This is a genomic window from Streptococcus sp. 3613, assembly GCF_013277375.1.
GTDB lineage: Bacteria > Bacillota > Bacilli > Lactobacillales > Streptococcaceae > Streptococcus > Streptococcus pseudopneumoniae.
In genome coordinates this window covers 1-13,148 of sequence record NZ_VMMV01000044.1, presented here as the reverse complement: position 1 = coordinate 13,148, position 13,148 = coordinate 1, and the positions used below count along the sequence as shown (strand labels likewise).

The window sequence follows — 13,148 nt, the reverse complement described above, 5'->3', positions numbered from 1 at the left end:
CCCCCTCTAGTTTATGAACACTAGAGGGGTGATTTTATATAAAATAATTAAAATGTGATTTCTGTAAAAATACATCTATGATCAGAGTTTTGAAAACTTACAATGTCTAAATCTTTAACATAGTAGTGGTTTTTAGGCAATAAAATATGATCTATCGTTGCATTAAAAAGTTTTGGACTTTGGCTATTCCAAGTTCCTCTTTCAAAAGGTGGCAGTGCATTTAATGCGTCCCTATGAGAGCTTATTTTTGCAAGTGCTCCATGACGCATAGTTGCATTAAAATCACCTGCAATAATAGCCTTTGGATATTTTGAAGCCAATTGATTATGAATGATGTTTAAGTCTTGCTTCCAGATTTCCATTAAACCTGGCAGAGGAGGAGCAGTATGCAAAGCAATGATATCTGGTATATCTTGTTTTCTCGAATGTAATACAATTGTCCCGAACCGTGTTGTATGAAAAGTTTCAGCTTTTGTATAGAAATCGTAACTTTTCTTGACAATCACAGTCACAGGAGCTATTCCACTGTCAGTAGGTGGAGAAGTAAAAATATCATAGTTGGCCATAGAAAGTCCAACTTGATGAAACAATAGTTTGATTCTCTGGTTTTCTTGCTTACCTCTGATATTGGTAGCTAGTTCAGGGAATATAGCCATATCGGCATCAAAATGGCTAAAAATTCGCTCAATATGTTGTGCTTCTATTTGATTAGCGACGTTCCAAGTTACTAATTTTAAGGTTTTAGTCTTATTTGATACGGAAGAAAGGGTTTTATCTGTTCCGAATAATAGTAATATGAACGATAGTAAGAGCAAGATGCTAGAATAAAACCGTATTTGTTTATTTTTCTTGTAAAAAGATAGGGAAAAAAATACGAAACTTAAAATAGAAACCATAGTTGCAGTAGCTAAGGGGAAGGCATAAATCTGTGCCAAGATAGGTCTGGTAGATAGCCAAATATTAAGATTAGAAGATGGAAAAAAAGAATAAGCTATGATAGGGATAGCAAAGAGAATGACAGAAAAGGCAGAGAGAAATATTTTAATCATTGTATGAGTACCTCGATTTGCAATGGTTGCTCGGAGCTAATGTGACTTTGTGACTTTACTCGATTGATATTCTTTTTATTGTCTTCCTTATAGATTAAGTACAACCCAAGTAAAAAAAGTCCAATTTAAGATTGAAATGATTAAAAGGCACAGAGATGCAAAACCATTATACTACAAAAGCCAAACATTTGACAATCGATAGCCGTCGCTTAATCGAACGATGGAAAAAAGAAGGGAAATCAAATAGAGAAATCGCCTCTTTACTTGGAAAAGCTCCTCAAACCATTCACAATGAAATCAAGCGTGGGACAGTCCGACAATGTCTTGGAAAAGGACGCTTTAAAGAGGTTTATTCTGCCGACTATGCTCAACAGTCTTATGAAAATAATCGCAAGCGCTCGGTCAAGAAATCAAGATTGAACAAGGAGCTGAAGGAAAAGATTCTCCACTATCATAACCAAAAATTTTCGCCTGAAATGATGGTCAAGGCTAAGGGCGTTAACGTGGGAATTTCTACCATCTACTACTGGATCCATCATGGAAAATTAGGATTGTCAAAACAGGATCTGCTCTATCCTAGAAAAGGAAAAGCGCTTAAGAAACAAGCTAGCACCAATTTTAAACCCGCTGGTCAATCTATCGAATTATAATTCGCTCATTTTTTCAAAAAATACATAGACGTAAAAGAAAGAGGGTTAAGAGATGAAGAATAGTGCTATTGGGAGTAATTGGAAGGATGTCCGGTCTCAACTCTTTACCAAGGAGGAAATCCTTGAAAGTGATATGCGAGTGGCTATCATGAGTGAGCTGATTGAAGCCAGGCATGAGCAAGGAATCAGTCAGAAAAAGCTAGAAGAACTTAGTGGAGTAAGCCAGCCTGTCATAGCTAGGATGGAAACAGGCAAGACTAGTCCTCAGTTGGACACAGTCTTAAAAGTCCTAGCCAGTTTGGGAAAGACACTAGCAGTCGTCCCACTCGAACAGGAAAAGAGTTGATTAGAGTAGACTCATACTCAATGAAAATCAAAGAGCAAACTAGGAAACTAGCCGCAGGTTGCTCAAANNACGAAGTCAGTAACCATATGTCTAAGGCAAGGCGACGTTGACGCGGTTTGAAGAGATTTTCGAAGAGTATTATAGTCTTTTCTAATAACAAGCCATAGTCACTTATAAGAATTACTAATAAAGCGTTTGAAGAGCATAACTGAAATAAAGCTATAAAACACGCTATACAAAGGATTTGAGGCATTTGTCTCAGGTCTTTTTCTTTTGTTTAAAACAGATATATAGTTTCAAACTATATCAAAGCCTAATTTTTTACAATTATACAGATGATTTCTTTTCTGTTAAGATAGTTTCAACAACAAATTTTGGAGGACACATCATGTCAACTACAATCATCGGTTTCCCTCGTTTGGGTGAATTCCGCGAATTAAAATTTACAACTGAAAAATACTTTAGAAAAGAAATCTCAGAGGAAGAACTTTTAGCAGCAGCAAAAGACTTACGTGCTAAACACTGGAACATTGTCAAAGAAAAAGGCATCACTGAGATTCCATCAAATGACTTTTCTCACTATGATAACTTCCTAGATGCAGCTTTCCTTTTCAACGTGGTACCTGCTTCAGTTCAAAACTTGGACTTGTCTGACCTTGAGCGCTACTTCGCTTTGGGACGTGGTTACCAAGGAGAAAAAGGGGACGTTCGCGCCCTCCCAATGAAGAAATGGTTTAACACTAACTACCACTACATCGTTCCTAAATTTGAAAAAGACACTCAAGTCAAACTTGCAGGTCACAAGATTTTTGATGAGTTCCAAGAAGCCAAAGAACTTGGTCTCAACACTCGTCCTGTTCTTGTAGGTCCCTTCACTTTCCTTCAATTGTCAGACTTTGAAGAAGGCGTGAAAGCAGACGACTTCGTAGATAGCTTAGTGGCTACTTACCAAGAAGTTTTTGCTAAATTGGCTGAACTTGGTGCAACTCGCATCCAATTGGATGAAGCGGCTCTTGTAAAAGACTTGACAGCTGAAGAAAAAGCTCTCTTCTTGAACCTTTACAACAAACTCTTGGCTGACAAAAAAGGTCTTGAAGTCTTGCTTCAAACTTATTTCGGTGATGTTCGTGACGTATACGCTGACCTTGTAAACTTGCCAGTAGATGCTATCGGTCTTGACTTTGTTGAAGGTAAGAAAACTCTTGAACTCGTTAAAGGTGGCTTCCCAGCTGACAAGACTCTCTATGCAGGTATTGTCAATGGTAAAAACATCTGGCGCAACAACTACGAAAAGAGCTTGGCTGTTCTTGAGCAAATCCCAGCTGAAAACATCGTTTTGACAAGCTCATGCTCACTTCTTCATGTGCCATTTACAACAGCTAACGAAGAATTTGAACCAGCTATCTTGAACCACTTTGCCTTTGCAGTTGAAAAATTGGATGAAATCCGTGACTTGGATGCTATCCGCAATGGTCAAGGTTCAGAAGCTCTTGCAGCCAACAAAGAACTCTTTGCGACTGAGCGTGTTGGTGAAAATGCTGAACTTCGTGCGCGTATCGCTGGCTTGACAGACACAGACTACACTCGTTTGCCAGCCTTTGCAGAACGTGAAGCTATCCAAGAAGAAGCTTTCAAACTTCCAGCTCTTCCAACAACAACGATTGGTTCATTCCCTCAAACAAAAGAAGTTCGTGCCAAACGTTTGGCTTACCGTAAAGGTGAATTGTCTCAAGAAGAGTACGACGCTTTCCTTGCTGAAACGATCGATGAATGGATCAAATGGCAAGAAGATATCGACTTTGATGTCCTTGTTCACGGTGAATTTGAGCGTAATGACATGGTTGAGTACTTCGGTCAAAACTTGTCAGGTTACCTCTTCTCTAAAAATGGTTGGGTACAATCATACGGTATGCGTGGGGTGAAACCACCAATCATCTGGGGTGATGTCACTCGTCTTAACCCTATCACTGTTAAATGGTCTAGCTATGCACAAAGCCGTACAAACAAACCTGTTAAAGGTATGTTGACTGGACCTGTTACCATCCTCAACTGGTCATTCCCACGTGAAGACATCTCTATCAAGGATTCTACTCTTCAAATCGCTCTTGCTATCAAGGATGAAGTTCTTGACCTTGAAGCTGCTGGCGTGAAGATCATCCAAATCGACGAGGCTGCTCTTCGTGAGAAATTGCCACTCCGTCGTAGCGACTGGTACGAAGACTACCTTGACTGGGCAATTCCTGCCTTCCGCTTGGTACACTCAACAGTAGCGTCAGATACACAAATCCACACTCACATGTGTTACTCAGAATTTACAGATATCATCCCAGCTATCGACAACATGGATGCAGACGTTATCTCATTTGAAGCTAGCCGTTCAAACCTTGAAATCTTGGACGAACTCAAAGCGAAAAACTTCCAAACAGAAGTGGGACCTGGGGTTTACGATATCCACTCACCTCGTGTGCCAAATGAAGGCGAAATCGACAATACAATCGAAGCTATCCTTGCTAAAGTGCCAAGCAAGAAAGTTTGGATCAACCCAGACTGTGGTTTGAAAACACGTGGTATTCCAGAAACAAAAGAAAGCTTGATCCGCCTTGTTGAAGCAGCGAAAGCTGCGCGTGAGAAATTGTAAGATTAGATTTCTCTCCATACAATGGTTGTTCAAAAAGAAATCAACTAGAAAAGGTTATTACATATGTCACGCCAAACACCGTCACTCTCATTTGAAGTGTTCCCTCCAAACCCAGCCGTGGGTAATGGTAACATTATTTCAGCCTTGCAGGATATGCAGGAGTTGGCTCCCCATTTTATCAGTGTAACTGCCAGCAATAATAAATTTAATATCAAGGAAACGACGGTCCGTTTGGCTGATTTTATCCAAAATGACTTGGCGATTCCGACCATTGCCCACTTGCCAGCCATCTATTTGACTAAGGACAAGGTGGCTGAAACCATTGCGGACTTGGACAAGGTTGGGGTGCAGAAAATCTTGGCTCTTCGTGGGGATATTATTCCAGATGTGGAGCCGCAAAAGGATTTTCGCTATGCAACTGACTTAATTGAGTTCATCAAGGAACAAGCTCCTCACTTTGATATTGTTGGTGCTTGCTATCCAGAAGGGCACCCAGATTCGCCAAATCAGATTTTAGATATTCAAAATCTCAAGAAGAAAGTGGATGCAGGTTGTTCGAGCCTTGTGACTCAGCTTTTCTTTGACAATGAGCGCTTCTATGATTTCCAAGACAAGTGTATCTTGGCTGGGATTGATGTTCCTATTCATGCAGGGATTATGCCAATTCTGAATCGAAATCAGGCCCTCCGCCTCTTGAAGACTTGTGAGAATATCCATCTTCCACGTAAATTCAAAGCCATCTTAGACAAGTATGAGCATGACCCTGAGTCGCTCAGAGCAGCAGGACTTGCCTATGCGGTGGACCAAATCGTGGACTTGGTAACTCAGGATGTTGCAGGTGTGCATCTCTACACTATGAACAATGCTGAAACAGCAAAATACATCCATCAAGCAACCCATGCCTTGTTTAATCATCAGTCTCTAGGATAATAAAAAGCAAACCATTCTTCTCAAGTGAGGGGAATGGTTCCTTTTTAATGGTAAAGACCGCACTTTTTAAGAAAAATATGATAAAATAGACTCTGTACGTACTTGATACAAAGATGAGGGTATTTAGGTTGTAGAGGTTTGTTTAAAGTTGATTATTTTTTAAACAAAATCTGATAATGTGTGTCTCAAAAAACACGAACGGAGTGAGTATTTAAAAGATATTTCACGCTATCGTGGTATCTTAGATGATAACAATATTATTATCTAAGGCAGGATTTTTGAGAGTAAAATAGTTCGGGAAACTATTTTAGCCTGAGCATAGAAATAAAAAGGCGAAGTAATTAAAAATTACCATTGAAATTCCGTTGGATTTCTAAAATCATCCACTGGATAATTTTAGCTCCCGTCCGCACTATTCCAGGGAAATATCAAAAAGATACTTAATTGAATTTTGGCCTCATTCCTTAGGAAAAAAGATAAGCTTCCTAGCACTCATCGAGTGCGGCGTCACCTTCCTATTTTTCTACAGAAATGTTCGGCAAGCCGAACCGTCCAAAGTATCTTGTCTAATTGAACCCGTCCGAAAAGCTGTGTAAAAAAGATAAACTGTCTTGTCTTCATCGAAGACTTCGTCAGTTTCCTATTTTTACTTTGCTTTTGACGTCCTTGGTATCTTGAGAATTGAACACGCCTACAACTCTGTGGAAAAAGATAAATCTACCTAGGAGCATTCGCTCCGTCGTTCGATTTCCTATTTTCCTTTGAGTTGCTTAACGGCTTAGTATCTTGATTTTTGTAGGCAAGGCGTATAATTTCATCAATCCAAAGGGGATTAAAATGACAAAACAAGTGTTTCAAACGACTTTTGCGGGTCGTGAGTTAATTGTAGAGACTGGTCAGGTTGCTAAGCAAGCAAATGGCTCTGTTGTCGTGCGTTACGGTGAGTCAACTGTCTTGACTGCGGCCGTTATGTCTAAGAAAATGGCAACTGGGGATTTCTTCCCTCTTCAAGTCAACTACGAAGAAAAAATGTATGCAGCAGGGAAGTTTCCTGGTGGCTTTATGAAACGTGAAGGACGTCCTTCAACGGATGCGACCTTGACAGCGCGTTTGATTGACCGTCCAATTCGTCCTATGTTTGCGGAAGGTTTCCGTAATGAAGTACAAGTGATTAACACCGTGCTTTCTTATGATGAAAATGCATCTGCACCAATGGCTGCTATGTTTGGTTCATCCTTGGCACTGTCTATTTCAGATATTCCATTTGACGGCCCAATCGCTGGGGTACAAGTGGGCTATGTAGATGACCAAATCATCATCAACCCTACGCAAGAACAAGCAGAGCAATCGCTCCTTGAATTGACAGTAGCTGGTACCAAACACGCCATCAACATGGTAGAGTCTGGTGCTAAAGAATTGTCAGAAGAAATCATGTTGGAAGCTCTCCTTAAAGGGCACGAAGCAGTCAAAGAATTGATTGCCTTCCAAGAAGAAATCGTTGCGGCAGTCGGTAAAGAAAAAGCAGAAGTAGAATTGCTTCATGTAGACGCTGACTTGCAGGCTGAGATTATCGCAGCCTACAACAGTGATCTTCAAAAAGCGGTTCAAGTAGAAGAAAAATTGGCTCGTGAAGCTGCGACTCAAGCAGTCAAAGACCAAGTAACTGCTGTTTATGAAGAAAAATATGTAGACCACGAAGAATTTGACCGTATCATGCGTGATGTGGTTGAAATCTTGGAACAAATGGAACACGCTGAAGTGCGCCGTTTGATCACAGAAGACAAGGTGCGTCCTGACGGTCGTAAGGTCGATGAAATCCGTCCTTTGGATGCGGTTGTTGACTTCCTTCCTCGTGTGCACGGCTCCGGTCTCTTCACTCGTGGACAAACTCAGGCTCTTTCAGTCTTGACCTTGGCTCCGATGGGAGAAACTCAAATCATTGATGGTTTGGATCCAGAGTACAAGAAACGCTTTATGCACCACTATAACTTCCCTCAATATTCTGTAGGGGAAACAGGTCGTTACGGTGCGCCAGGTCGTCGTGAAATCGGTCACGGTGCTCTCGGTGAACGTGCTCTTGCTCAAGTCTTGCCAAGCTTGGAAGAATTCCCATACGCTATCCGCCTAGTAGCAGAAGTCTTGGAATCAAACGGTTCTTCATCTCAAGCCTCTATCTGTGCGGGTACTCTTGCCCTTATGGCTGGTGGTGTGCCAATCAAGGCGCCAGTAGCTGGTATTGCTATGGGACTTATCTCAGATGGAAATAACTACACAGTATTGACCGATATCCAAGGTTTGGAAGATCACTTTGGAGATATGGACTTCAAGGTTGCAGGTACTCGTGATGGGATTACAGCCCTTCAAATGGATATTAAGATCCAAGGAATTACTGCAGAAATCTTGACTGAGGCCCTTGCTCAAGCCAAGAAAGCGCGTTTTGAAATCCTTGATGTCATTGAAGCAACCATTCCAGAAGTTCGTCCAGAATTGGCTCCAACTGCTCCGAAAATTGATACCATCAAGATTGATGTGGACAAGATTAAGATTGTCATCGGTAAGGGTGGAGAAACCATCGACAAGATTATCGCTGAAACAGGCGTTAAGATTGACATCGACGAAGAAGGTAACGTATCTATCTACTCTAGCGACCAAGATGCCATCAATCGTGCTAAAGAAATTATTGCTGGTTTGGTTCGTGAAGCTAAGGTGGACGAAGTTTACCGTGCTAAAGTCGTTCGTATCGAGAAATTTGGTGCCTTTGTTAACCTCTTTGATAAGACAGATGCTCTTGTTCATATCTCGGAGATGGCTTGGACTCGTACCAATCGTGTAGAGGATTTGGTAGAAATCGGGGATGAAGTTGATGTTAAGGTTATCAAGATTGATGAAAAAGGCCGTATCGATGCCTCTATGAAGGCTCTTCTACCTCGTCCGCCAAAACCTGAGCATGATGAAAAAGGTGAAAAGTCTGAGCGCCCTCACCGCCCACGTCATCACAAGGATCACAAACCTAAGAAAGAATTTACAGAAATACCAAAAGATTCAGAGTAAGAAAAGGAGAAATGTATGGGGTGGTGGCGCGAAACCATTGATATCGTAAAAGAAAATGATCCAGCGGCCCGCACCACTTTGGAGGTTTTGCTGACTTATCCAGGTGTCAAGGCCTTGGCGGCCCACCGTCTCTCGCATTTTCTCTGGAAGTACGGCTTCAAACTCTTAGCTCGTATGCACAGTCAGTTTTGGCGCTTTTGGACTCAGATTGAGATTCATCCAGGTGCCCAGATTGATTCAGGTGTCTTTATCGACCACGGTTCAGGCTTGGTGATTGGAGAAACAGCGATCGTTGAAAAAGGCGTTCTTCTTTATCACGGGGTGACTCTTGGTGGAACTGGTAAGGATGTTGGAAAACGCCATCCGACCGTTCGAAAGGGAGCTCTCATATCGGCTCATGCCCAAGTCATCGGACCAGTGGAAATCGGTGAAAATGCCAAGGTTGGTGCAGCAGCAGTTGTCGTGGCAGATGTACCTAGTGATGTGACGGTTGTCGGTATTCCGGCTAAGATTGTCCGCCTTCATGGTAAGAAGGATGAGCCTGTCATTCACGAAGTCGAAGAAAAACGAGAGTATTATGTTAATAAACTCGAGCAGGCTAAAGAAGCCAGTCATAGATCGTCTGGTTTGTAGAGGATACCTATATGATTCAAGCAAGAAACAAGTTAAGCCAAGAGGAGTTATCTGAGGCGAAAAAAGTAATTAACTGTTGCCAAAACTATGACGGTACCTATCGTGATTCCTATCTCTCTAACATGCTTAATTTTGACCCAAACATGCCCGCCTTTTTCCTTTATTATGAAAAAGGCGAACTTGTTGGTCTCTTAACTGTTTATGCAGATGATCAAGATGTGGAAGTGACGATACTGGTTCATCCAGATCATCGCCGTCAGGGAATTGCGCGTGCATTGTTTACTAGTTTTGAGAGAGAAACAGCTTCTTTTCCGATTCATTCAGTTACTTTTCAGACAGAGCGTGTTTTTCTAGATCGCCATCCTGATTTTGTCAGCAACTGGGGATTGGTCGAGGATGAAGAGACAGAAACTTGGTTAGGTAAGGATAGAAAACCTTATCCGTTAGCAACTGTTTCCAATTTTGAAGTTTTGTTAGCAGATAGTTCGTTTCAGGAGCAAATTAGTCAGTTAAAATTTCAGGCATTTTCAGAGGAACATGAATCTAGAGAAGTTGTGGATAGATATGTCGCTGAAGCTCTGAAGGATCCAGAAAGTCGCTTATATATTTTGTTAAAAGACGGTCAGGTTATTGGAACGTGCACGGTAGATTTATCGACTAATACGAATTACTTCTACGGTTTAGCAATATCTGAACCTGAACGTGGGAAAGGCTATGGAAGCTACTTAGCAAAATTCCTTGTCAACCAACTGATTGAGCAAAATGATAAGGAGTTCCAAATTGCAGTAGAGGATAGCAATGTAGGTGCCAAACATTTGTATGAAAAAATTGGCTTTGTCAAACAGACTCAGGTGGTTTATCTGAATGAGAAAGGAGCAAGGGATTCCGAAGTGTAGAGAGATTCGGACTGAAATTCAATTGAACTCTTAGTGATGAAACTAACTGTTCTCGGATTTTGGCTTTCCTGACTATTATTTTATGATTAAAATCTACGACACCATGTCTCGTGATTTGCGAGAATTTGTCCCGATTGAGGACGGTAAGGTCAAGATGTATGTTTGTGGGCCAACCGTGTACAACTATATCCACGTGGGGAATGCCCGTTCAACGGTGACTTTTGATACCATTCGTCGCTATTTTGAGTATCGTGGTTATGAGGTTGCCTATATTTCCAATTTTACGGATGTGGATGATAAGATTATCAACCGTGCCAAGGAAGAAGGCATCACGCCTCAGGAGGTTGCGGACAAGTACATCGCTGCCTTTCGTGAGGATGTGACGGCCTTGGGCGTCAAACCTGCGACTCGCCATCCGCGTGTGGTGGAGTATATGGCTGACATTATCCGTTTTGTGGAAGACTTGATTGGAAAAGGTTTTGCTTATGAGAGCCAAGGAGATGTCTATTTCCGTGTGGAAAAATCTCATAACTATGCTAAATTAGCAAATAAAACCTTGGAAGATTTGGAGCTAGGTGCTTCAGGTCGTACCGATGAAGAAACGGCACGTAAGGAAAATCCTGTAGACTTTGCCCTCTGGAAAGCTGCCAAGCTAGGCGAGATTTCTTGGGATAGTCCTTGGGGACCTGGTCGTCCGGGCTGGCACATCGAGTGTTCAGTCATGTCGACAGAGATTTTGGGCGATACTATTGATATCCACGGTGGTGGAGCTGATCTAGAGTTTCCTCATCATACTAACGAGATTGCCCAGTCAGAAGCAAAAACAGGCAAGACCTTTGCTAATTACTGGATGCACAATGGCTTTGTCAATATCGACAATGTCAAGATGTCTAAGTCCTTGGGCAACTTTATAACCGTACACGATGCCCTTAAAACTCTTGATGGCCAAGTGCTTCGTTTCTTCTTTGCGACACAACATTACCGTAAGCCTATCAACTTTACGGAAAAGGCAGTGCGGGATGCAGAGACTAATCTCAAGTATTTGAAAAACACCTATGAGCAACCATTTACAGGAAATGTGGACGCCCAAGTGTTACAAACCTTTAAAGATAAGCTTGTAGCAGCTATGGATGAAGATTTTAATGCTGCTAACGGCATCACTGTAGTCTTTGAAATGGCCAAATGGATTAACTCAGGAAACTATGATGCAAGTGTTAAGGAAGCTCTGGCGGATATGTTGGAAGTCTTTGGAATTGTCTTTGTCGAGGAAGTTTTGGATGCAGAGATTGAAGACTTGATTCAAAAACGCCAAGAAGCGCGTGCTAATCGTGACTTTGCGACAGCGGACCAGATCCGTGACCAATTGGCTACTCAAGGAATTAAGCTCCTTGACACCAAAGATGGAGTGAGGTGGACACGTGATTGATGTCAATCTCATTAATGGGATTGCTCTAGCTTTTGAAGGAGATGCGGTGTATTCCATGTATATTCGCCGTCATCTCATTCTTAAAGGCATGACCAAACCCAATAAACTTCACCAAGAAGCGACCAAGTATGTCTCAGCCAAGGCTCAGGCTCGCCTGATTTCTCTTATGTTGGATGAGCAGGTCTTAACAGAAAAAGAAGAAGAGATCTACAAGCGAGGTCGAAATACCAATAGCCACACCAAGGCCAAAAATGCTGATGTGGTGACTTATCGCATGTCCACAGGTTTTGAAGCGGTCATGGGCTATCTCCATATGACTGATAATCTAGAACGTCTTGAGAGCTTGATTTCGTGGTGCATCCAAAAAGTGGAGGGCTAGGACATGATGGTAAAAGAACTACAAGACTGGTTTCCTGAGGCTCAGATTTCAGACCAACCAGTAGAGAAAGAGGGCTATCTCACTCTCCCTTTAGCTTCTCAGCAGTGGATTTTGCTGGAGAAAGCTGGGCTCAGTGAGCGTGAAAAGCAGTTGATTTCCCTTTTGACCCAGCAGGAGCAGGCTCGTTCGCTCAATCCTTGGTATTCCTATCTGATTGAGGGGAAGGGTCAGGCACCGCAAACTTTTAAAAAGATTCAGTTGGTGTATTGCCATCTTTCCTATTTTCAGCAGGAAAATCTGGCTTCTTGGCTAGATATGATGCGGACTCTTTTTCCGAATTGTCAGACGGTGCTTCAGGTCGGAGCTCAGGATTATGTTTTCGTGCTGCAACAAGATAAGTACACCTCTGTACGTTCAATCTTATCTGATACGATTGAAGCGGTTGAGTATGACTTTGGACTTCGTCTCTCTATCATGTTAGGCCAGGTTTGGTCTCAGGCAAGACATCAAGCCCTATCAGACTTGATTAAAGCAGAGAGAGATTTGTTTAAGACTTGGTGGCGTCAGGGTCACCAAGGTGTTCATACTTTTTCACAGCTCTATCTTTGGAGTATGGGAGAAAGGCTCGTGGACTTGAAGCCAATCAAGGAATGTCTACACCAGATGATTTTGGATCAAGATCAGATTCAGGAAATCATTCTCTCCCTTTGGGAAAATAGTGCTGTCCTAACAAAAACAGCCCAGCAACTCTATCTGCACCGCAATTCTCTCCAATACAAAATTGATAAATGGGAAGAATTGACAGGGCTACAGTTGAAGGAATTGACCGACCTGACCCTGTGTTATCAATTGATTTTAGGTTCTTTGTCAACTATAGTTGGTTTGTAAAGAAGTTAATATTTGGAGAAGAGGATTGCATCTTCTCCATTTTTATGTGCAGAGTTATAGTGGATTGATGCTGTCAATCGAAAGTGATGATGTCCCAAAAAAATGGTGAGATTGAGGGCAATTATTTTGCTTTCATCAGGGATTGCATGTTTTGGTTTTCGATTTCTGTTTCCGTGTCTGAAGGCTTTTTTCCTTTCTGTTGATAGGCTAGTAGCAGACGATTGATTTGTCTTTTAGAAAGATTGAGTTCGACACAGGCTCG

At 41.9% G+C, this 13,148-nt stretch carries 10 protein-coding genes and 2 pseudogenes; 10 read left to right on the top strand and 2 right to left on the bottom strand.

Annotation, left to right across the window (positions count from 1 at the left end; all coding sequences use genetic code 11):
* Nucleotides 1–47: 47 nt before the first annotated feature.
* Nucleotides 48–1,049, bottom strand: coding sequence for an endonuclease/exonuclease/phosphatase family protein (locus tag HT708_RS05620; RefSeq protein WP_000590359.1), 1,002 nt, complete (start codon nucleotides 1,047–1,049; stop codon nucleotides 48–50).
* Nucleotides 1,050–1,204: 155 nt separating this feature from the next.
* Here HT708_RS05620 and HT708_RS05615 point away from each other — a divergent pair.
* The 10 genes and pseudogenes from HT708_RS05615 to HT708_RS05570 all read left to right on the top strand — a co-directional run.
* Nucleotides 1,205–1,693, top strand: a pseudogene (locus tag HT708_RS05615) (IS30 family transposase); the annotation flags it as partial.
* A gap of 58 nt (nucleotides 1,694–1,751) precedes the next feature.
* Nucleotides 1,752–2,045: a helix-turn-helix transcriptional regulator gene (locus HT708_RS05610; protein WP_000797748.1), complete on the top strand. Its 294-nt coding sequence runs from the start codon at nucleotides 1,752–1,754 to the stop codon at nucleotides 2,043–2,045.
* A 388-nt stretch (nucleotides 2,046–2,433) separates the two neighbouring features.
* Nucleotides 2,434–4,683, top strand: a complete 2,250-nt coding sequence (gene metE / locus HT708_RS05605) for a 5-methyltetrahydropteroyltriglutamate--homocysteine S-methyltransferase (protein ID WP_000108211.1) — start codon at nucleotides 2,434–2,436, stop codon at nucleotides 4,681–4,683.
* Between the two features lie 63 nt (nucleotides 4,684–4,746).
* Nucleotides 4,747–5,613, top strand: coding sequence for a methylenetetrahydrofolate reductase [NAD(P)H] (gene metF, locus HT708_RS05600; RefSeq protein WP_000089978.1), 867 nt, complete (start codon nucleotides 4,747–4,749; stop codon nucleotides 5,611–5,613).
* A gap of 837 nt (nucleotides 5,614–6,450) precedes the next feature.
* Nucleotides 6,451–8,664, top strand: a complete 2,214-nt coding sequence (gene pnp / locus HT708_RS05595; protein ID WP_172926099.1) for a polyribonucleotide nucleotidyltransferase — start codon at nucleotides 6,451–6,453, stop codon at nucleotides 8,662–8,664.
* 15 nt (nucleotides 8,665–8,679) lie between these two features.
* On the top strand, nucleotides 8,680–9,297 hold the full coding sequence (cysE, locus tag HT708_RS05590; protein ID WP_000540000.1) for a serine O-acetyltransferase: 618 nt from the start codon (nucleotides 8,680–8,682) through the stop codon (nucleotides 9,295–9,297).
* Between the two features lie 11 nt (nucleotides 9,298–9,308).
* Nucleotides 9,309–10,193, top strand: coding sequence for a GNAT family N-acetyltransferase (locus HT708_RS05585; RefSeq protein WP_172926098.1), 885 nt, complete (start codon nucleotides 9,309–9,311; stop codon nucleotides 10,191–10,193).
* An 82-nt stretch (nucleotides 10,194–10,275) separates the two neighbouring features.
* Entirely contained in the window at nucleotides 10,276–11,619 is a 1,344-nt protein-coding gene (gene cysS / locus HT708_RS05580; protein ID WP_172926097.1) for a cysteine--tRNA ligase, read from the top strand.
* Complete coding sequence (locus HT708_RS05575) at nucleotides 11,612–11,998, top strand: Mini-ribonuclease 3 (RefSeq protein ID WP_172926096.1); 387 nt, start codon at nucleotides 11,612–11,614, stop codon at nucleotides 11,996–11,998. The genes cysS and HT708_RS05575 overlap by 8 nt, the downstream gene beginning before the upstream one ends.
* A gap of 3 nt (nucleotides 11,999–12,001) precedes the next feature.
* Complete coding sequence (locus tag HT708_RS05570) at nucleotides 12,002–12,886, top strand: PucR family transcriptional regulator (protein ID WP_172926095.1); 885 nt, start codon at nucleotides 12,002–12,004, stop codon at nucleotides 12,884–12,886.
* 125 nt (nucleotides 12,887–13,011) lie between these two features.
* On the opposite strand, the pseudogene HT708_RS05565 reads toward HT708_RS05570, so the two are convergent.
* Nucleotides 13,012–13,148: pseudogene (locus tag HT708_RS05565) on the bottom strand (helix-turn-helix domain-containing protein); the annotation flags it as partial.